General features: G+C 65.2%; 18 protein-coding genes and 1 pseudogene. 12 read left to right on the top strand and 7 right to left on the bottom strand.

The genetic code is table 11. The features are described from left to right. Positions 1–7: 7 nt before the first annotated feature. From frr to rpsB, 4 genes are all read right to left on the bottom strand, one after another. Positions 8–565 (bottom strand): ribosome recycling factor, encoded by a 558-nt coding sequence (frr, locus tag WCE05_RS06030; protein WP_253079936.1) that lies wholly within the window; start codon positions 563–565, stop codon positions 8–10. Continuing rightward, positions 562–1,305 carry a UMP kinase gene (pyrH, locus tag WCE05_RS06035; RefSeq protein ID WP_225787333.1) on the bottom strand — a complete coding sequence of 248 codons (744 nt, stop codon included), beginning with the start codon at positions 1,303–1,305 and terminating at the stop codon, positions 562–564. Before pyrH ends, frr begins: the two co-directional genes overlap by 4 nt. Before the next feature lie 182 nt (positions 1,306–1,487). Next, positions 1,488–2,354, bottom strand: a complete 867-nt coding sequence (tsf, locus tag WCE05_RS06040; RefSeq protein ID WP_225787332.1) for a translation elongation factor Ts — start codon at positions 2,352–2,354, stop codon at positions 1,488–1,490. A gap of 189 nt (positions 2,355–2,543) precedes the next feature. Beyond that, a complete protein-coding gene (gene rpsB / locus WCE05_RS06045; protein WP_084854358.1) occupies positions 2,544–3,281 on the bottom strand; it encodes a 30S ribosomal protein S2 in 738 nt (245 codons plus the stop codon). 347 nt (positions 3,282–3,628) lie between these two features. Between rpsB and map the strand changes: the two genes are divergently transcribed. Genes map through dapC form a run of 3 tightly spaced genes read left to right on the top strand, consistent with a single transcriptional unit; the run spans position 3,629 to position 8,371 of the window. Next, entirely contained in the window at positions 3,629–4,411 is a 783-nt protein-coding gene (gene map / locus WCE05_RS06050) for a type I methionyl aminopeptidase (RefSeq protein ID WP_225787331.1), read from the top strand. A 38-nt stretch (positions 4,412–4,449) separates the two neighbouring features. Further along, a complete protein-coding gene (locus WCE05_RS06055; protein WP_368815599.1) occupies positions 4,450–7,152 on the top strand; it encodes a [protein-PII] uridylyltransferase in 2,703 nt (900 codons plus the stop codon). 22 nt (positions 7,153–7,174) lie between these two features. Continuing rightward, positions 7,175–8,371 (top strand): succinyldiaminopimelate transaminase, encoded by a 1,197-nt coding sequence (gene dapC, locus WCE05_RS06060; protein WP_225787329.1) that lies wholly within the window; start codon positions 7,175–7,177, stop codon positions 8,369–8,371. 33 nt (positions 8,372–8,404) lie between these two features. Here the strand turns inward: dapC and WCE05_RS06065 are convergent, their stop codons facing one another. Further along, complete coding sequence (locus WCE05_RS06065; RefSeq protein ID WP_253079935.1) at positions 8,405–10,051, bottom strand: Na+/H+ antiporter; 1,647 nt, start codon at positions 10,049–10,051, stop codon at positions 8,405–8,407. Between the two features lie 284 nt (positions 10,052–10,335). On the opposite strand from WCE05_RS06065, the pseudogene WCE05_RS06070 reads away from it, so the two are divergent. From WCE05_RS06070 to WCE05_RS06090, 5 genes and pseudogenes are all read left to right on the top strand, one after another. After that, positions 10,336–10,571 (top strand): annotated as a pseudogene (locus WCE05_RS06070) (HigA family addiction module antitoxin). Positions 10,572–10,682: 111 nt separating this feature from the next. Next, positions 10,683–11,030: an ArsC family reductase gene (locus tag WCE05_RS06075; RefSeq protein ID WP_225787462.1), complete on the top strand. Its 348-nt coding sequence runs from the start codon at positions 10,683–10,685 to the stop codon at positions 11,028–11,030. Positions 11,031–11,072: 42 nt separating this feature from the next. Next, entirely contained in the window at positions 11,073–12,107 is a 1,035-nt protein-coding gene (gene dapD, locus WCE05_RS06080) for a 2,3,4,5-tetrahydropyridine-2,6-dicarboxylate N-succinyltransferase (RefSeq protein ID WP_225787327.1), read from the top strand. Between the two features lie 78 nt (positions 12,108–12,185). Beyond that, positions 12,186–13,391 carry a cysteine desulfurase gene (locus WCE05_RS06085; protein WP_368815600.1) on the top strand — a complete coding sequence of 402 codons (1,206 nt, stop codon included), beginning with the start codon at positions 12,186–12,188 and terminating at the stop codon, positions 13,389–13,391. Beyond that, a complete protein-coding gene (locus WCE05_RS06090) occupies positions 13,388–13,798 on the top strand; it encodes a SufE family protein (RefSeq protein ID WP_225787325.1) in 411 nt (136 codons plus the stop codon). Before WCE05_RS06085 ends, WCE05_RS06090 begins: the two co-directional genes overlap by 4 nt. Positions 13,799–13,911: 113 nt before the next feature. Here WCE05_RS06090 and tcdA read toward each other — a convergent pair whose 3' ends face one another. Then, entirely contained in the window at positions 13,912–14,733 is an 822-nt protein-coding gene (gene tcdA, locus WCE05_RS06095) for a tRNA cyclic N6-threonylcarbamoyladenosine(37) synthase TcdA (protein WP_225787324.1), read from the bottom strand. Between the two features lie 274 nt (positions 14,734–15,007). On the opposite strand from tcdA, the gene WCE05_RS06100 reads away from it, so the two are divergent. The 4 genes from WCE05_RS06100 to WCE05_RS06115 all read left to right on the top strand — a co-directional run bounded on the left by WCE05_RS06100 (position 15,008) and on the right by WCE05_RS06115 (position 20,092). After that, on the top strand, positions 15,008–17,599 hold the full coding sequence (locus WCE05_RS06100; RefSeq protein WP_225787323.1) for a glycosyltransferase: 2,592 nt from the start codon (positions 15,008–15,010) through the stop codon (positions 17,597–17,599). 133 nt (positions 17,600–17,732) lie between these two features. After that, positions 17,733–18,884, top strand: coding sequence for a succinyl-diaminopimelate desuccinylase (gene dapE, locus WCE05_RS06105; RefSeq protein ID WP_225787322.1), 1,152 nt, complete (start codon positions 17,733–17,735; stop codon positions 18,882–18,884). Continuing rightward, a complete protein-coding gene (locus tag WCE05_RS06110) occupies positions 18,884–19,696 on the top strand; it encodes a putative RNA methyltransferase (RefSeq protein WP_225787321.1) in 813 nt (270 codons plus the stop codon). Before dapE ends, WCE05_RS06110 begins: the two co-directional genes overlap by 1 nt. Positions 19,697–19,714: 18 nt before the next feature. Continuing rightward, entirely contained in the window at positions 19,715–20,092 is a 378-nt protein-coding gene (locus tag WCE05_RS06115; protein WP_225787320.1) for a hypothetical protein, read from the top strand. A gap of 97 nt (positions 20,093–20,189) precedes the next feature. Here the strand turns inward: WCE05_RS06115 and WCE05_RS06120 are convergent, their stop codons facing one another. Beyond that, on the bottom strand, positions 20,190–20,399 hold the full coding sequence (locus tag WCE05_RS06120) for a cold-shock protein (protein ID WP_225787319.1): 210 nt from the start codon (positions 20,397–20,399) through the stop codon (positions 20,190–20,192). Positions 20,400–20,479: the final 80 nt, after the last annotated feature.

Here is a 20,479-nt window from a genome sequence, read left to right on the forward strand (position 1 = left end):
CCCGGCCTCAGACGGCCATCAGGTCCTTTTCCTTGGCTTCGAGGGCCTTGTCGACCTCGCCGACATACTTGTCGGTCAGTTTCTGCAGCTCGTCGGCGGCACGACGCTCTTCGTCCTCGCTGATCGCCTTGTCCTTGGACAGCTTCTTCAGGTCGGCCAGGGCGTCACGACGCACGTTGCGCACGGCGACCTTGGCTTCCTCGGCAACGGCACGGGCCTGCTTGGTGTAGCCCTTGCGGGTTTCCTCGGTCAGGGCGGGCATCGGCACGCGGATGGTGGTGCCGGCACTGGACGGGTTCAGGCCCAGGTCGGAGGTCAGGATGGCCTTCTCGATGGCAGCGCTGAGGTTCTTGTCGTGGGCGACGATCTTCAGGGTGCGGGCGTCCTCGACGGTGATCGCGGCCACCTGGTTCAGCGGCATCTCGCTACCCCAGGCCGGGACCTTGACGCTGTCCAGGATGCTCGGGTGCGCGCGACCGGTGCGGATGGACGCCAGGTTGCGGCCAAGGGCCTCGATGGACTTGCCCATGCGCTCCTGGGCGTCTTTCTTGATGTCGTTGATCATGCTTCGCCTTCCTCGATCAAAGTTCCTTCAGCGCCACCCACTACGATGTTCAGCAGGGCGCCAGGCTTGTTCATGTTGAATACCCGCAATGGCATCTTGTGGTCGCGGCACAGGCAGATTGCGGTCAGGTCCATGACGCCGAGCTTGCGATCCAGGACCTCGTCGTAGGTCAGGTGATCGAACTTCTCGGCATGCGGGTCCTTGAATGGATCGGCAGTGTAGACACCATCGACCTTGGTCGCCTTCAGCACGACATCGGCATCGATCTCGATAGCGCGCAGGCAGGCAGCGGAGTCGGTGGTGAAGAACGGGTTGCCGGTACCGGCGGAGAAAATTACCACATCCCCGGAGTTGAGGTGACGAATAGCTTTGCGACGATCGTAATGATCGGTGACGCCAACCATGGAAATGGCCGACATGACGATGGCCGGGATGTTCGAACGCTCGAGGGCGTCACGCATGGCCAGCGCGTTCATCACCGTGGCCAGCATCCCCATGTGGTCGCCGGTGACGCGGTCCATGCCAGCCGCGCTGAGGGCGGCGCCGCGGAACAGGTTGCCACCACCGATCACCAGGCCGACCTGGACACCGATGCCGACCAGTTGGCCAACTTCCAGGGCCATGCGATCCAGGACTTTCGGGTCGATCCCGAACTCTTCCGACCCCATCAGGGCCTCGCCGCTAAGTTTGAGCAAAATGCGTTTATAGCGAGGTTGGCGACCACTCACCTGCTGGGCCATTCGAGTCTCTCCTGCGGCGTTCTTTGAGAAAATTCCGTGCGGGCTGTGTGCAGCCTGCTAACTGTAGCGTGGCGCCGCTTCGGCGCCAGCGGACAGGAGCGGGATAAACCCCCGTCCGGTTTGACAAAGAGGCTGCGCGCGTGAGCGGGCAGCCTCTTCGGGGCGACAGATGAAAATCCGTCTTATTGCTTCTGGGCAGCAGCCACTTGAGCAGCAACTTCTTCGGCGAAGTTGTCTTCTTTCTTCTCGATGCCTTCACCGACTTCGTAGCGAACGAAGGAAACGATCTCGGCACCGGCTTTCTTGGCCAGCTCGCCGACCTTGACTTCCGGATCCATGACGAAGGCTTGCTCGACCAGGCTGGCTTCGGCCAGGAACTTGGTGATACGGCCCTTGATCATGTTCTCGACGATGTTTTCCGGCTTGCCGGCGATCTTGTCGGCGTTCAGCTGCAGGAAGATTTCCTTTTCCTTGGCAACCAGCTCTTCGGAAACGTCTTCCGGACGAACGACTTCCGGCTTCGAGGCCGCCACGTGCATGGCGATCTTCTTGGCCAGTTCTTCGTCGCCGCCTTTCAGGACGACCAGGACACCGATGCGGTGGCCGTGCAGGTAGGAACCGATCACGTCACCCTGGACAGCGGTCAGGCGACGGATGTTGACGTTCTCGCCGCACTTGGCGACCAGGGCTTCACGCGCCGATTCACGCGAGGCGATCAGCGGAGCGGCGTCGGTCAGGTTCTGCTCGAACGCTTCGTTCAGGCTGTCCTTGACGAAGCCTTTGAAGTCGTCCTGCAGGGCCAGGAAGTCGGTCTGCGAGTTGACTTCGATGATCAGGCCACGGCCGCCTTCGGCGCGAACGGCGATCGAACCTTCGGCAGCGATGTTGCCGGCCTTCTTGGCGGCCTTGATGGCGCCGGAGGCGCGCATGTCGTCGATGGCCTTCTCGATGTCACCGCCGGCAGCAACCAGTGCTTTCTTGCACTCCATCATGCCCTGGCCGGTACGCTCACGCAGTTCCTTGACCAGCGCTGCAGTAATTTCTGCCATTTCAAAATCCTCGTTGGATAGGTTTTCAACCATTCCACCCGCGCGCGGCGGGCGTTCAATTCTGCGAATCACTGCCTTCATGCCAGCGAAGCACGATGATGCGGCGCTCTTTCTGACAGCAGGATTTCAAGGTGGCAAAAAGGGGGCCAAGCCCCCTTTTCGCGTGCCAAGTCAGACGCTAGGCGTCAATCACTCGGCAGCTGGTGCAGCCGCTTCTTCAGCGTAAACTTCGGTGCCGCCGGCAACGTTGTTGCGGCCGCGGATGACCGCGTCGGCCATCGAAGTCATGTACAGCTCGATGGCGCGGATGGCGTCGTCGTTGCCTGGGATGACGTAGTCAACGCCTTCCGGGCTGCTGTTGGTATCGACAACGCCGATGACCGGGATACCCAGCTTGTTGGCTTCGGTGATGGCAATGCGCTCGTGCTCGACGTCGATCACGAACAGTGCGTCCGGCAGGCCGCCCATGTCCTTGATGCCGCCCAGGCTGCGATCCAGTTTTTCCAGGTCGCGGGTACGCATCAGGGCTTCTTTCTTGGTCAGCTTGGCGAAGGTGCCGTCTTCGGCCTGGGTTTCCAGGTCGCGCAGACGCTTGATCGAAGCGCGGATGGTCTTGTAGTTGGTCAGCATGCCGCCCAACCAGCGGTGGTCAACGTATGGCGAACCGCAACGAGCAGCCTGCTCGGCGACGATCTTGCCGGCGGAACGCTTGGTGCCGACGAACAGGATCTTGTTCTTGCCCTGGGCCAGGCGCTCGACGAACGACAGGGCGTCGTTGAACATCGGCAGGGTTTTTTCCAGGTTGATGATGTGGATCTTGTTACGAGCGCCGAAAATGAACTTGCCCATTTTCGGGTTCCAGTAACGGGTCTGGTGGCCGAAGTGCACACCGGCCTTCAGCATATCGCGCATGTTGACTTGGGACATGATAGTTCCTTGATAAGTCGGGTTGGGCCTCCACGTATCCCAATGACCAACCCGCGAACCCAGCGAGTTCGGGGCACCCAGGTCATCGTGTCGACACGTGTGTGGGTTTGGGCTTGCGGGGGACCTCCCCCGAAAGCGGCGCATTTTATACCACAGACCGCGGGCGAACGGAACCCGGATGGTGCTTCGTCCGTCAGCGGCTTTTGCAGCATGCCGGCAATCGCGCCAGAATGCTCTCGGTAGACACCGGATTTGCCGGTTTATCCCGACAGATGGGCGCCTCGCTCTGGTAGAATCCGGCCTTTCCCGTTCGTTCGCGCCCTTCCCGGCGCCGTAGAGAGCCTGTAATGACCGTCACCATCAAGACCGCAGAAGACATCGAGAAGATGCGCATCGCCGGCCGCCTGGCCGCCGAAGTCCTCGAGATGATCGAGGAACACGTCAAGCCCGGTGTCACCACCGAGGAACTGGACCGCCTGTGCCACGACTACATCGTCAACGTCCAGCAGGCCATTCCGGCGCCGCTGAACTACAAGGGCTTCCCCAAGTCGATCTGCACCTCGATCAACCATGTGGTCTGCCACGGCATCCCCAATGAGAAGCCGCTGAAGAAAGGCGACATCATCAACATCGACGTCACCGTGATCAAGGACGGCTACCACGGCGACACCAGCCGCATGTTCTACGTCGGCGAGGTGCCGGAGTGGGCCGAGCGCCTGTGCAAGGTCACCCAGGAGTGCATGTACAAGGCCATCGAACTGGTCAAGCCGGGCTGCCGCCTGGGCGACATCGGCGAGGTGATCCAGAAGCACGCCGAGAAGAACGGCTTCTCGGTGGTCCGCGAGTTCTGCGGCCATGGCATCGGCAAGGTGTTCCACGAGGAGCCGCAGGTCCTGCACTACGGCAAGGCCGGCACCGGCATGGAACTCAAGGAAGGCATGACCTTCACCATCGAGCCGATGATCAACCAGGGCAAGGCCGACACCAAGGTCCTGGGCGACGGCTGGACCGCCATCACCAAGGACCGCAAGCTCTCGGCCCAGTGGGAACACACCATCCTGGTGACCGCCAGCGGCTACGAGATCTTCACCCTGCGCAAGGACGACACCCTTCCACGCATTTCGGCCTGAGCCAGCCCCGGGCAGACCAACGACAGGAACGCGACCCGATGACCCAGGTGGATCCGGAGCTGTTCGACCGTGGCCAGTTCCAGGCGGAACTGGCGCTCAAGGCGAGCCCTATCGCCGCCTTCAAGAAAGCCATCCGCCAGGCCGGCGCGGTGCTCGACAGGCGTTTTCGCGAAGGCGGCGAGATCCGCCGGCTGATCGAGGACCGCGCCTGGTTCGTCGACAACATCCTGCAACAGGCCTGGAACCAGTTCGACTGGTGCGACCAGGCCGGTATCGCCCTGGTCGCCGTCGGCGGCTACGGCCGTGGCGAGCTGCACCCCTGGTCGGACATCGACCTGCTGATCCTGCTGGACGCCGCCGAGCATGAGCAGTACCGCGAGGCCATCGAGCGCTTCCTCACCCTGCTCTGGGACATCGGCCTGGAAGTGGGCCAGAGCGTGCGCACCGTCCAGGAGTGCGCCGAACAGGCCCGCGCCGACCTGACGGTGATCACCAACCTGATGGAAAGCCGTACCATCGCCGGCCCCGAATCGCTGCGCCAGCGCATGCTGGAAGTGACCAGCACCGAGCACATGTGGCCGAGCAAGGAGTTCTTCCTGGCCAAACGCGCCGAACTCAAGGCCCGCCACCACAAGTACAACGATACCGAGTACAACCTCGAGCCCAACGTCAAGGGCTCCCCGGGCGGCCTGCGCGACATCCAGACGGTGCTGTGGGTGGCCCGTCGCCAGTACGGCACCCTGAACCTGCATGCCCTGGCCGGCGAGGGCTTCCTGCTGGAAAGCGAGAACGAGTTGCTGGCCTCTTCGCAGGCCTTCCTCTGGCGCGTGCGCTATGCCCTGCACATGCTCGCCGGGCGTGCCGAGGACCGCTTGCTGTTCGACCACCAGCGCAGCATCGCCGCGCTGCTGGGCTACAGCGACGAAAACCCCAAGCGCGCCATCGAGCAGTTCATGCAGCAGTACTACCGGGTGGTGATGAGCATCAGCCAGCTGTGCGACCTGATCATCCAGCACTTCGAGGAAGTCATCCTCGCCGACGACGACAGCGGCACCACCCAGCCACTGAATGCGCGCTTCCGGCTCCACGACGGCTATATAGAAGCGGCTCACCCGAACGTCTTCAAGCGCACCCCATTCGCCATGCTGGAGATCTTCGTGCTGATGGCCCAGCACCCGGAGATCAAGGGCGTGCGCGCCGACACCGTGCGCCTGTTGCGCGAACATCGGCACCTGATCGACGACAGGTTCCGCCACGATATCCGCAATACCAGCCTGTTCATCGAGCTGTTCAAATGTGAGATCGGCATCCACCGCAACCTGCGCCGGATGAACCGCTACGGCATCCTCGGCCGCTATTTGCCGGAGTTCGGCCTGATCGTCGGGCAGATGCAGCACGACCTGTTCCACATCTACACGGTCGACGCCCACACCCTCAACCTGATCAAGCACCTGCGCAAGCTGCAGTACACGCCGGTCTCGGAGAAGTTTCCGCTGGCCAGCAAGCTCATGGGCCGCCTGCCCAAGCCCGAGCTGATCTACCTGGCCGGCCTGTACCACGATATCGGCAAGGGCCGCCAGGGCGACCACTCCGAGCTCGGCGCGGTGGATGCCCAGGCCTTCTGCGAGCGCCACCAGTTGCCGGCCTGGGATACCCGGCTGATCGTCTGGCTGGTGCAGCAGCACCTGGTGATGTCCACCACCGCCCAGCGCAAGGACCTCTCCGACCCGCAGGTGATCAACGACTTCGCCCTGCTGGTGGGTGACGAGACGCGCCTGGACTACCTCTACGTCCTGACCGTGGCCGACATCAACGCCACCAACCCCAGCCTGTGGAACTCCTGGCGCGCGAGCCTGCTGCGCCAGCTCTACACCGAGACCAAGCGCGCCTTGCGCCGGGGCCTGGAAAACCCGCTGGACCGCGAGGAGCAGATCCGCCAGACGCAGAACGCGGCGCTGGACATCCTGGTCCGCGAGGGCACCGACCCGGACGACGTGGAACAGTTGTGGGCGCAACTGGGCGATGACTACTTCCTGCGCCACACCGCCGCCGACGTGGCCTGGCACAGCGATGCGATCCTCCAGCAACCGGCCGACGGCGGCCCGCTGGTGCTGATCAAGGAAACCACCCAGCGCGAGTTCGAGGGCGGCACGCAGATCTTCATCTATGCCCCCGACCAGCACGACTTCTTCGCCGTGACGGTGGCCGCCATGGACCAGCTCAACCTGAACATCCACGACGCGCGGATCATCACCTCCAGCAGCCAGTTCACCCTAGACACCTACATCGTGCTGGACAACGACGGCGGCGCCATCGGCGACAACCCGCAGCGGGTCAAGGAGATCCGCGAAGGCCTGACCGAGGCCCTGCGCAACCCCGAGAACTACCCGACCATCATCCAGCGCCGGGTGCCGCGCCAGCTCAAGCACTTCACCTTCGCGCCCCAGGTGACCATCCTCAACGATGCCCAGCGGCCGGTGACCATCCTCGAGATCACCGCCCCCGACCGCCCGGGCCTGTTGGCGCGGCTGGGCAAGATCTTCCTGGAGTTCGACCTGTCGCTGCAAAACGCCAAGATCGCCACCCTCGGCGAGCGTGTGGAAGACGTGTTCTTCATCACCGACGCCGACAACCAGCCGCTGTCCGACCCGCAACTGTGCAGCCGCCTGCAGGAGGCCATCATCCAGCAGCTGCAACCCAGCCCGGCCAGCGAACCCAGCACCACCCGCGTGACTTTCTAACGATTGACGAGACCTTGCGCCGATGAACCATGCCTTGACCCAGCTTCAGCCCTACCCGTTCGAGAAACTCCGCGCCCTGCTGGGCAGCGTGAAGCCGGCTGCGGACAAACGCGCCATCGCCCTCTCGATCGGTGAACCGAAGCACGAATCGCCCGCCTTCGTGGCCCAGGCCATGGCCGACAACCTCAAGCAACTGGCGGTCTACCCGAGCACCATCGGCCTGCCCGCCCTGCGCCAGGCCATCGGCCAGTGGTGCGAGCGGCGCTTCGGCGTGCCGGCCGGCTGGCTCGACGCCGAGCGCCATATCCTGCCGGTCAACGGCACCCGCGAGGCACTGTTCGCCTTCACCCAGGCCGTGGTCAACCGTGCCGATGACGGCCTGGTGGTCAGCCCCAACCCGTTCTATCAAATCTATGAAGGCGCGGCCCTGCTGGCCGGCGCCACCCCGCACTACCTGCCATGCCTGGCGGACAACGGCTTCAACCCGGACTTCGACGCCGTGCCGGCCGAGGTCTGGCAGCGCTGCCAGATCCTCTTCCTGTGCTCCCCGGGCAACCCCACCGGCGCCCTGGTGCCGATGGACACGCTCAAGAAACTGATCGCCCTGGCTGACGAGCACGACTTCGTGATCGCCGCCGACGAATGCTACAGCGAGCTGTACTTCGACGAGGACGCACCGCCGCCCGGCCTGCTGAGCGCTTGCGCGGCGCTTGGCCGCAGCGACTTCAAGCGCTGCGTGGTGTTCCACAGCCTGTCCAAGCGCTCCAACCTGCCAGGGCTGCGCTCGGGCTTCGTGGCCGGTGACGCCGAGATCATCAAGCCGTTCCTGCTGTACCGCACCTACCATGGCTGCGCCATGCCGGTGCAGACCCAGCTGGCCAGCATCGCCGCCTGGCAGGACGAAGCCCACGTGCGCGAGAACCGCGACCAGTACCGGGCCAAGTTCGACGCCGTGCTGGACATCCTCCAGCCGGTCATGGACGTGCAGCGCCCGGATGGCAGCTTCTACCTGTGGGCCAAGGTGCCGGGCAGCGACGCCGACTTCGCCCGCGACCTGTTCGAGGCTGAGCATGTGACAGTGGTGCCGGGCTCTTACCTGTCGCGCGAGGTGGATGGGGTCAACCCGGGGGCCGGGCGCGTGCGGATGGCACTGGTCGCGCCACTGGCCGAGTGCATCGAGGCGGCCGAGCGGATTCGTGACTTCCTGAGCGAGCGCTGATGCCTCGGGGGCCGCTTTGCAGCCCCCGGCGATCTACCTGACCTGCCCCAGGTTCGCCTCGCTCATGTCCAACTCCCCGAGCACCTGGCGCACCACCTCGTCCCCGACCAGATGCTGGCGGTGCAGGTTGTAGAGCTCCAGGCGCTGGGCCCGCAACGCGCGTATGCGCAGGCGGCGCTCCAGTTGATCCATCTGCTCGGCCAGGGCCCGCGCCTCGGCGCTGTCGTTGTAGCTGGCCAGCTCATCGCGATACTCGGCCATCAGGCGCGCCTTGAGTTCGGTGGCCAAGGTCGCCTGGGCCGCATCCTGGGGGGCATTGGCATCGATGACCTCCTCGGCCTCCAGGGCGTGGATGGCCGCCTCCGCCGTACGTCGCCAGGCGTCCTGGACTTCCTGGCGCAAGCGCTCGTCCGGGCTCTTGGTCACGCCGCGCAACAACAGCGGCAAGGCGAGGCAGGCACTGACCAGCGACATCAGGATCACCCCAGCCGCGATGAAGATCAGCAGGTCACGCTCGGGGAACGCCTTACCGGCACCGATCAGCAACGGCACCGACATCACACCGGCCAGGGTCACCGCTCCCCGCACCCCGCCGAGGGTCAGCAGCAGGCAGGAGCGTGTGGTCGGCAACAGCACCAGGTCCGGCTTGCCACGCCAACGCCGGATGACACCAATCGCACGCCAGATGCTCTGTACCCAGACGAAGCGCAACAGCACCAGCGCCATGAAGATCGCCACCACGTCCAGGCAGCGCCAGGCCAGCGTCGGCCACAACGAGGTCTCGTGGCTGACCACCGCCTTGATGATGTCTGGCAGTTGCAGGCCCAGCAGCAGGAAGATCAGGCCGTTGAAGGCGAACTCCAGCAACGACCAGACACTGCGGTTGAGCAAGCGCGTACTGGTCTGCCGCGGCAACAGGTCGAGCCAGCTCTGCATCATGCCGGCAGCCACCGCAGACAGGATGCCGGATACGCCCAGGCGCTCGGCCACCACGTAGGCGGCGAACGGCAGCAGCAGCATGAACACCACATGGGTCGCCGGGTCGTCCCAGCCACGGGCGATCATCCAGGCCCGCAGGCGACCGACCAGCCAGCTCAGGGCGACACCGACAGCCAGGCCGCCGAGCGCCACCAGGACGAAGGTCAGGCTCGCTTCGGCGAGGGAGAACACCCCGGTGATCGCCGCTGCCAGAGCGAACTTGAAGGTCACCAGGCCCGAGGCATCGTTCATCAACGCTTCGCCCTGGAGCATGTGCATCAAGGGCGTGGGCAAACGGTCCTGGGTAATGGCCGAGACCGCCACGGCATCGGTGGGCGACAGTACCGCCGCCAGGGCGAAGGCCACCGCCAGGGGGATGCTCGGCAGCAACCAATGGATGAAGTAGCCTGCGCCGACCACGGTGAACAGCACCAACCCCACCGCCAGCGCCACCACCGGCCCGCGCAGGCGCCACAACTCGCGCTTGGGCATGCGCCAGCCATCGGCGAACAGCAGCGGCGGCAGGAACAGGAAGAGGAACAGCTCCGGGTTCAGGGTCACATGCAGGCCCAGGGTCGGCCAGGCCAGCAAGGCGCCGGCGGCGATCTGCACCAGCGGCAGGGGCAACGGGATCATCCGCCCGACCAGTTTCGACACGCTTACCAGCGTCAGCAAGATAAGGACGGTATAGGCTGACTGCATCGGCAAAGCTTCCTGTGTGATCCGAACAAAGCGACAGCGGGGCGAATCATCGCCATTGAAACAATATGTTAGCGATGTCCCGGGAAGAAGGAACGCTGCACGAAAGTCGCAGCTGGCTGAAGAATATGTAACACAATACTACCCGCACCTGATTGACCCGCCTGACCAAAGCTCGTCCACTGGCACGCTGGCGGCGCCCCATCAACGCTCAATGGCACCTGGGCTGTCTATGGGCCGTGAGGGCCGGAAGACGTTGAAATTGTCGATTACCACTGAGGTGCATCATGCTCAAGAACGGCATGCGTCCAATACATCCTGGCGAAATCCTGCGCGAAGAGTTCCAGCGGGAGATGGGTTTCAGCGCGGCGGCATTTCGGCCGACATGGCGCTACGGCTATCCATTTGCCTGAACACCACTGCGCAATTCTGGCTCGACTTGCAAATGGCCTATGACCTGCGCAAGGTCGAGCAGGAGCATGGCGTGCAAATCCTGCGAACCGTGCACCCCCTGGTCGCCTGACCTGGCTGCGCCAGCCGTGGCGCTGAGGGGAACGATGTCGCATAATCCGGCGACTTATTTTCGGGAAAACAGGGGGAGGATTGGGGAAGCCAACGATCCCCGATGAATTCAATGGCTTACACTCTCTACGGCATCAAGGCCTGCGACACCATGAAAAAGGCCCGTACCTGGCTTGACGAAAAAGCCATCGGCTACCAATTCCATGACTACAAGACCCAGGGCATCGACCGCGACAGCCTCAACCGCTGGTGCGACGAGCACGGCTGGGAAGTGGTCCTCAACCGCGCCGGCACCACCTTCCGCAAGCTCGACGACGCCAGCAAGGCCGATCTCGACCAAGCCAAGGCCGTCGAACTGATGCTCGCCCAACCGTCGATGATCAAGCGCCCGGTGCTCGACCTCGGCGAGCGCACCCTGGTCGGCTTCAAGCCCGACCTGTACGCCGCGGCGCTGGCCTGAGCCCGCCTTCGCTTCAACCCCTTATTCGCATGAGGTAACTGCATGTCCACTACCCTGTTCAGCCTGGCCTTCGGTGTCGGCACCCAGAACCGCCAGGGCGCCTGGCTGGAAGTCTTCTACGCCCAGCCCCTGCTCGCCCCGAGCGCCGAGCTGGTCGCCGCCGTGGCGCCGATCCTTGGCTATGAAGGCGGCAACCAGGCCATCACCTTCAGCACCGCCCAGGCCGCCCAGCTGGCCGAAGCGGTCAAAGGCATCGATGCCGCCCAGGGCGCGCTGCTGACCCGCCTGGCCGAAAGCCACAAGCCGCTGGTCGCCACCCTGCTGGCCGAGGACGGCGCCCTGGCCTCCACTCCCGAGGCCTACCTGAAGCTGCACCTGCTGTCCCACCGCCTGGTCAAGCCCCACGGCGTGAGCCTGGCCGGCATCTTCCCGCTGCTGCCGAACGTCGCCTGGACCAACCAGGGCGCCATCGACCTGGCGGAACTGGCCGAGCAGCAGCTGGAAGCGCGCCTGAAGGGCGAGCTGCTGGAAGTGTTCTCGGTGGACAAGTTCCCCAAGATGACCGACTACGTGGTCCCGGCCGGCGTGCGCATCGCCGACACCGCCCGTGTACGCCTGGGCGCCTACATCGGCGAAGGCACCACCATCATGCACGAGGGCTTCGTCAACTTTAACGCCGGCACCGAAGGCCCGGGCATGATCGAAGGCCGCGTGTCGGCCGGCGTGTTCGTCGGCAAGGGTTCCGACCTGGGTGGCGGCTGCTCGACCATGGGCACCCTGTCCGGCGGTGGCAACATCGTCATCACCGTCGGCGAAGGCTGCCTGATCGGCGCCAACGCCGGTATCGGCATCCCGCTGGGCGACCGCAACACCGTGGAAGCCGGCCTGTACATCACTGCCGGCACCAAGGTGCAACTGCTCGACGAGCAGAACCAGTTGGTCAAAGTGGTCAAGGCACGCGAACTGGCCGGCCAGGCCGACCTGCTGTTCCGCCGCAACTCGGTTTCCGGCGCTGTGGAGTGCAAGACCCACAAGTCGGCCATCGAGCTGAACGAGGCGCTGCACGCCCATAACTGAGAACCTTCCGCGGTTCGAAGTGATAAGATCGGGTCTGGCCCTGTGCCAGGCCCGTTTTTATTTCCAGGTCTCAACACCATGTTCCAGCCCTCCCCCTGGCGTGCCGACTTTCCCGCCATCGCCGCCCTGCAACGGCAGCACCAGACCTACCTGGACAGCGCCGCCACCACCCAGAAACCCCAGGCGTTGCTCGACGCCCTGAGTCACTACTACGGCGATGGTGCAGCCAACGTGCACCGTGCCCAGCACCTGCCTGGCGCACTGGCCACCCAGGCCTTCGAAAGCAGCCGCGACAAGGTCGCTGCCTGGCTCAATGCCGCCGATGCACGGCAGGTCATCTTCACCCATGGCGCCACCTCGGCACTGAACCTGCTGGCCTATGGCCTGGAAGCGCACCTGGAGGCCGGCGACGAGATCGCCGTCAGCGCCCTGGAACACCATGCCAACCTGCTGCCCTGGCAACAGCTGGCCCGGCGGCGCAACCTGCGCCTGGTGGTGCTGCCGCTGGACGAGCACGGGCGTATCGACCTGGACCAGGCCCTGCAACTGATCGGCCCACGTACCCGCGTGCTGGCAGTCAGCCAGTTGTCGAACGTGCTCGGTACCTGGCAGCCCCTGCCAGCGCTGCTGACCCACGCGCGGGCCCAGGGCGCCCTGACCGTGGTCGATGGCGCCCAGGGCGTGGTCCATGGCCGCCATGACGTGCAACAGCTGGGCTGCGACTTCTATGTGTTCTCCAGCCACAAGCTGTACGGCCCCGAGGGCGTCGGTGTGCTGTATGGCCAGCGACAGGCGCTGGAGAAGCTACGCCATTGGCAGTTCGGGGGCGAAATGGTGCAACTGGCCGACTACCACAGCGCGAGCTTCCGCCCCGCGCCGCTGGGCTTCGAGGCCGGCACCCCGCCGATCGCCGGGGTCATCGGCCTGGGGGCGACCCTCGATTATCTCGCCAGCCTCGACGCCCAGGCCGTGGCCAACCATGAAGCCAGCCTGCACCAGCAGTTGCTGCGCGGGCTCGCCGACCGCGAGGGTGTCCGCCTGCTCGGCACGCCCCAGGCGGCCCTGGCCAGCTTCGTCGTCGAGGGCGTGCACAACGCCGACATCGCCCACGTGCTGACCGAGCAGGGCATCGCCGTGCGCGCCGGGCACCATTGCGCCATGCCGCTGCTCAAGGGGCTGGGGCTGGAAGGGGCGATCCGCGTGTCGCTGGCCCTGTACAACGACAGCGACGACCTGCAGCGCTTCTTCGAGGCTCTCGACCAGGGCCTGGAGCTGCTGCGATGAGCCTGCCGGAAGCGGCCAGTCAAGCGCTGGAAAGCTTCGCGCAGGCCCGTGGCTGGGAACAGCGCGCGCGCCTGTTGATGCAGTGGGGCGATTGCCTGGCGCCGCTGGAGGATTCGGAAAAGACCGAGGCCAACCGTGTGCATGGCTGCGAGAGCCTGGTCTGGCTGGTGGCCGAGCAGCAGGACGGCCAGTGGCGTTTCAAGGCCAGCAGCGATGCCCGCCTGTTGCGAGGCCTGCTGGCCTTGCTGCTGGTACGGGTGCAAGGGCTGGACAGCGCGCAGTTGGCGCAGGTCGACCTGGGCGGCTGGTTCGCTTCATTGGGGCTGGAGCGACAGCTCTCGCCCTCGCGCAGCAATGGCCTGCATGCGGTGCTGCAGCGCATGGCGGAATTGGCATCCGGCCATTGAGTCGGTGGTGAATCCATTCGCGGGCGGGCCGCAATGCCAGACAAGTCAAGCAGCCCCAAGGACAGCTGAAAAGCTTGAGAGCTGACCCTCACAGGAACCTGACGGTCGCCCCCTCACTCGGCCGCTGGTACCGCCTTCACCCGCTCCGACGGCCGCCGGGCGCCGCCCACCAGTTTTTCCACCGCCTTGCTCGCCGCGACCATGCCGAAGGTCGCGGTGACCATCATCACCGCACCGAAGCCCCCGGCACAGTCCAGGCGCACGCCCTCGCCGACGAAGCTCTTCTGCAAACACACGCTGCCATCGCCCTTGGGGTAGCGCAGTTGCTCGCTGGAGAACACGCAAGGCACACCGTAGTTGCGGCTGACATTGCGCGAGAAGTTGTAGTCGCGGCGCAAGGTGGAACGCACCCGCGAGGCCAGCGGGTCATTGAAGGTCTTGTTCAGGTCGCCGATCTGTACCTGGGTCGGGTCGATCTGCCCGCCAGCGCCACCGGTGGTGACGATGGTGATCTTGCGGCGCCGGCACCAGGCGATCAGCGCGGCCTTGGCCATCACGCTGTCGATGCAGTCGATGACGCAGTCCATCTGCTCGGTGATGTACTCGACCATGGTGTCGCGGGTGACGAAGTCGGCCACCGCATGCACACGGCAGGCCGGATTGATCGCCCGCAGGCGCTCGGCCATGACCTCGACCTTGGGCCGGCCCACCTGGCCATCCAGGGCATGAGCCTGACGGTTGGTGTTGCTGACGCAGACGTCGTCGAGGTCGAACAGGGTGATCTCGCCCACACCGCTGCGCGCCAGGGCCTCTGCCGCCCAGGAGCCGACGCCGCCGATGCCGACGACGGCCACATGGGCCTGCTGCAGGCGCTGCAACCCCTGGTCGCCGTACAACCGGGCGACGCCAGCGAAGCGTGGATCTTCTGTGCTCATCTTCATACCCCGCGAAAAACGGCGCGCATTATATGCCAGTGGAGCCGCTGCGCGCCCCTTTCGCGACACAAGGGCCACCACCTGACGCAGCCGAGCGCCCCGAATTGGTAAAGAATCCGCCAATCCTGTTTTAATGTCCCACCCAATAATCGGACCTGGACGACAACCGAGCGGGCCCAGACCTCATCTTCAGCCGACCATCCATCCCACTACCGGCACCTGGCAAGCGAAGGACCCACGCCCCGCTCCTCTCCTCGGAACCTCGAATACACGTATGTCATCACGCAAATTCGGTCTCAACCTGGTGGTGGTGCTGGCCATCGCCGCGCTGTTCACCGGCTTCTGGGCATTGGTCAACCGCCCTGTCTCGGCCCCCGCCTGGCCCGAGCAGATCTCCGGCTTCTCCTACTCACCGTTCCGCCTCGGGCAAAGCCCGCAGAAGGGGCAGTTTCCGAGCGAGGCGCAGATCCGCCAGGACCTGGAGCAGTTGAGCGGGTTGACCGACAGCATCCGCATCTACACCGTCGAAGGTAGCCAGGCACAGATCCCGCGCCTGGCCGAGGAGCTTGGCCTGCGGATTACCCTGGGCGTGTGGATCAGCCCGGACCTGGAGCGCAACGAGCGCGAGATCGCCAAGGCCATCGAGCTGGCCAACACCTCACGCAGCGTGGTACGGGTCGTGGTGGGCAACGAGGCGCTGTTCCGCGAAGAGATCACCCCCGAGGCGCTGATCCAGTACCTGGACCGGGTACGCGCCGCCGTCAAGGTACCGGTGACCACCAGCGAGCAATGGCACATCTGGAAGGCGAACCCGCAACTGGCCCGGCACGTCGACCTGATCGCCGCGCACATCCTGCCCTACTGGGAGTTCGTGCCGATGCAGGACGCCGTGCAGTTCGTCCTCGAACGCACCCGCGAGCTCAAGCAACAGTTCCCACGCAAGCCGCTGCTGCTGTCGGAAGTCGGCTGGCCGAGCAATGGCCGCATGCGCGGCGGCGCCGATGCCACCCAGGCCGACCAGGCGATCTACCTGCGCACCCTGCTCAGCACGCTCAATCGTCGGGGCTACAACTATTTCGTCATCGAAGCCTACGACCAGCCCTGGAAAGCCAGCGACGAAGGCTCGGTGGGCGCTTACTGGGGCGTGTTCAACGCCGAACGCCAGCAGAAATTCAACTTCGAAGGCCCAGTGGTGGCGATCCCGCAGTGGCGCGCCCTGGCCGTGGCCTCGGTGGTGCTGGCGATGATCGCCCTGGCGGTGCTGCTGATCGACGGCTCGGCCCTGCGCCAGCGTGGCCGCACCTTCCTCACCTTCATCACCTTCCTCTGCGGCTCGGCCCTGGTGTGGATCGCCTACGACTACAGCCAGCAGTACAGCACCTGGTTCAGCCTGACCGTCGGATGCCTGCTGGCCCTGGGCGCCATCGGCGTGTTCATCGTCCTGCTCACCGAAGCCCATGAACTGGCCGAGGCGGTGTGGATCAGGAAACGCCGCCGGGAGTTCCTGCCGGTGCAGGCCGATACCGCCTACCGGCCCAAGGTCTCGATCCACGTGCCCTGCTACAACGAACCGCCAGAGATGGTGAAGCAGACCCTCGACGCCCTCGCCGCCCTCGACTACCCCGACTACGAAGTGCTGGTGATCGACAACAACACCCGGGACCCGGCCGTGTGGGAGCCGCTCAAGGCGTATTGCGAGCGGCTCGGCGAACGCTTCAGGTTCTTCCACGTGGCGCCCCTGGCCGGTTTCAAGGGGGGCGCGCTGAACTACCTGATCCCGCATACCGCCAAGGACGCCGAAGTGATCGCGGTGATCGACTCGGACTACTGCGTCGACCGCAACTGGCTCAAGCACATGGTGCCGCACTTCGCCGACCCGAAGATCGCCGTGGTGCAATCGCCCCAGGACTACCGCGACCAGCACGAAAGCACCTTCAAGAAGCTGTGCTACAGCGAGTACAAGGGGTTCTTCCATATCGGCATGGTCACCCGCAACGACCGTGACGCGATCATCCAGCATGGCACCATGACCATGACCCGCCGCTCGGTCCTGGAAGAACTGGGCTGGGCCCAGTGGTGCATCTGCGAGGACGCCGAGCTGGGCCTGCGGGTCTTCGAGCGGGGCTATTCGGCCGCCTACGCCCACCACAGCTACGGCAAGGGCCTGATGCCCGATACCTTCATCGACTTCAAGAAACAGCGCTTGCGCTGGGCCTACGGCGCCATCCAGATCATCAAGCACCACGCCGGGGCGCTGCTGCGCGGCGAGGGCAGCGAGCTGACCCGTGGCCAGCGCTATCACTTCCTGGCCGGCTGGCTGCCATGGATCGCCGATGGCATGAACATCTTCTTCACCGTCGGTGCCCTGCTCTGGTCGGCGGCGATGATCATCGTCCCGCACCGGGTCGACCCACCGCTGATGATCTTCGCCATCCCGCCGCTGGCACTGTTCTTCTTCAAGGTCGGCAAGATCATCTTCCTCTACCGCCGCGCCGTGGGCGTCGACCTCAAGGACGCCTTCGCCGCCGCCCTGGCGGGGCTGGCGCTGTCGCACACCATCGCCAAGGCGGTGCTGTATGGCTTTTTCACCAGCAGCATGCCGTTCTTCCGCACGCCGAAGCATGCCGACAGCCACGGCCTGCTGGTGGCGATCGCCGAGGCCCGCGAGGAACTGTTCATCATGCTCCTGCTGTGGGGGGCGGCGCTGGGCATCTATCTGGTCCAGGGCTTGCCCGGCACGGACATGCGCTTCTGGGTGACGATGCTGCTGGTGCAGTCGCTGCCGTACCTGGCGGCGCTGGTGATGGCCTTGCTGTCGTCGCTGCCCAGGCCGGCGACCAAGGCAGCCGAGGCCAAGGCGGCCTGATACCGGGGCCGCTTCGCGCCCCATCGCCGGCTTGCCGGCGATGGGCTGCAGCCCAATGTCCCGTGCCCGCCGGCACCGTTTGATATAAGATAACGCCCCTGTTTCCCGCCCTGCCTTGCCCCCGGAGTCCTTCATGACGGCCCCAGCCGAGCTCTCGCCCACCCTTCAACTGGCCTGCGACCTGATCCGTCGCCCCTCGGTCACCCCCGTCGACGCCGACTGCCAGGCCCAGATGATGCAGCGCCTGGAGGCCGTCGGCTTCCAGCTCGAGCCGATGCGTATCGAGGAGGTCGACAACTTCTGGGCCACCCATGGCACCCAGGACGGTCCGGTGCTGTGCTTCGCCGGCCACACCGACGTGGTTCCCACCGGCCCCGTGCAGGCCTGGCAGCATGAGCCGTTCGACGCCTTGATCGACGCCGAAGGCATGCTCTGCGGCCGTGGCGCCGCCGACATGAAGGGCAGCCTGGCGTCCATGGTGGTGGCCAGCGAGCGCTTCGTGCGCGACTACCCCAACCACCGTGGCAAGGTCGCCTTCCTGATCACCAGCGACGAGGAAGGCCCGGCCCACCACGGCACCAAGGCCGTGGTCGAGCGCCTGGCCGCGCGCAACGAGCGCCTGGACTGGTGCATCGTCGGCGAACCGTCGAGCACCAGCCTGCTCGGCGACGTGGTCAAGAACGGCCGCCGCGGCTCGCTCGGCGCCAAGCTGACCGTACGCGGCAAGCAGGGCCACGTGGCCTACCCGCACCTGGCGCGCAACCCGATCCACCTGGCCGCGCCGGCCCTGGCGGAATTGGCCGCCGAGCACTGGGACGAGGGCAACGCCTTCTTCCCGCCGACCAGCTTCCAGATCTCCAACCTCAATTCGGGAACCGGTGCGACCAACGTGGTGCCGGGCGAACTGACCGCGCTGTTCAACTTCCGTTTCTCCACCGAGTCGACGGTCGAAGGCCTGCAGCAACGGGTCGCGGCGATCCTCGACAAGCACCAGCTCGACTGGTCGATCGACTGGGCGCTGTCGGGCCTGCCGTTCCTCACCGAGCCGGGTGAACTGCTCGATGCGGTGTCGTCGAGCATCACGGCGGTCACCGGTCGCCAGACCCAGCCGTCCACCAGCGGCGGCACCTCCGATGGCCGCTTCATCGCCACCCTGGGTACCCAGGTGGTGGAGCTCGGCCCGGTCAACGCCACCATCCACCAGGTCAACGAGCGCATCCTGGCCAGCGACCTCGAGCTGCTGACCGAGATCTACTACCAGACCCTGGTACGGTTGCTCGCCTGATGCTCGCCTGCCCTCTCTGCCAGGCCGCCCTGACCCGGCTCGACAACGGTGTGCTGTGTCCGGCCGGGCACCGCTTCGACCGGGCCCGCCAGGGCTACCTGAACCTGCTGCCGGTACAGCACAAGAACAGCCGCGACCCAGGCGACAACCAGGCCATGGTCGAGGCGCGCCGGGACTTTCTCGACGCCGGCCACTACGCACCGGTGGCACGCCGCCTGGCCGAACTGGCCGCCGAGCGCCAGCCCGGCAGTTGGCTGGACATCGGCTGCGGCGAAGGCTACTACACAGCGCAGATCGCCCAGGCCCTGCCCGGCAGCGACGGCTATGCCCTGGACATCTCCCGGGAGGCGGTCAAGCGCGCCTGTCGCCGCGCCCCGGCGGTGACCTGGCTGGTGGCGAGCATGGCCCGGGTCCCCCTGGTCGATGCCAGCTGCGACTTCATCGCCAGCGTGTTCAGCCCGTTGGACTGGCAGGAAGCCAAGCGGCTGCTCAGCCCCGGCGGCGGCCTGCTGCGGGTCGGCCCGACCAGCGGTCACCTGATGGAACTGCGCCAGGTGCTCTACGATGAAGTGCGGCCCTACGCCGACGACAAGCACCTGGCCCTGGTGCCCGAGGGCATGGCCCACGCCCATGGCGAGGTGCTGGAGTTCACGCTGGCCCTGGCGGCGCCCAAGGCCCGTGCCGACCTGTTGGCCATGACCCCGCACGGCTGGCGAGCCAGTGCCCAGAAACGGGCGCGGGTGATCGACCAACCCGAGCCGTTCGAGGTCACCGTATCCATGCGCTATGACTATTTCGTGCGCCAAGACTGAGCACACCCGGAGCCCTTTATGCGCCAACCCGATATCGAGATCTACCTGAAGGACACCGACGTCGACCACAAGCAGATCGCCGCGTGGCTCGGCCAGGCATTGGGCCCTTGCAGCGAGTGGCAGCAGAAAGGCCAGACCTGGAAGTGCACGGCCGGTAACATTCCAGTCACCTGGGTACCCAAGGCTGTAGGGAAATGGAACAGCCTGTTCCTGGAAAGCGACCAGACCCCATGGGACGACGACATCGCCTGCGCGCGCGCCGCCTATGCCGCACTGGGCGTCGAAGTGCGCTGCGCGCCGGGCAGTTGGGTCGAGGAAGATGGGGAAGAAGATGCCGATCGCTGGATCCGCATCAGCGCCGACGGTGAACAGGAAATCACCTGGCGCACGGGTTGAAGCTGCAAGCTCAAGCTGCAAGACAGATCGCATCAAGCTGCAAGTCACACGGTCAACTTGCAGTTTGAAGCTTGTGGCTTGCAGCCCGGAGCGCGCCTCAGAGGCCGACTACGTCCTCGGCTTGCAGGCCTTTCTGGCCCTGCACCAGGGCGTATTCCACCCGCTGTCCTTCGACCAGGGTACGATGCCCCTCACCGCGGATCGCCCGATAGTGGACGAACACATCCGCACCACCTTCGCGCTGAATGAAGCCATAGCCTTTGGCATCGTTGAACCACTTCACATTCCCAGTCTCACGAGACGACATCTGAACTACTCCGGATTTTTATTTTGAAGATCGCCGTGCAGGCACAGGGTCATCGCCCCATGCCGACGCAGCTTGCCGAA

The organism is Pseudomonas sp. I2 (assembly GCF_040984075.1).
Classification (GTDB): domain Bacteria; phylum Pseudomonadota; class Gammaproteobacteria; order Pseudomonadales; family Pseudomonadaceae; genus Aquipseudomonas; species Aquipseudomonas guariconensis_B.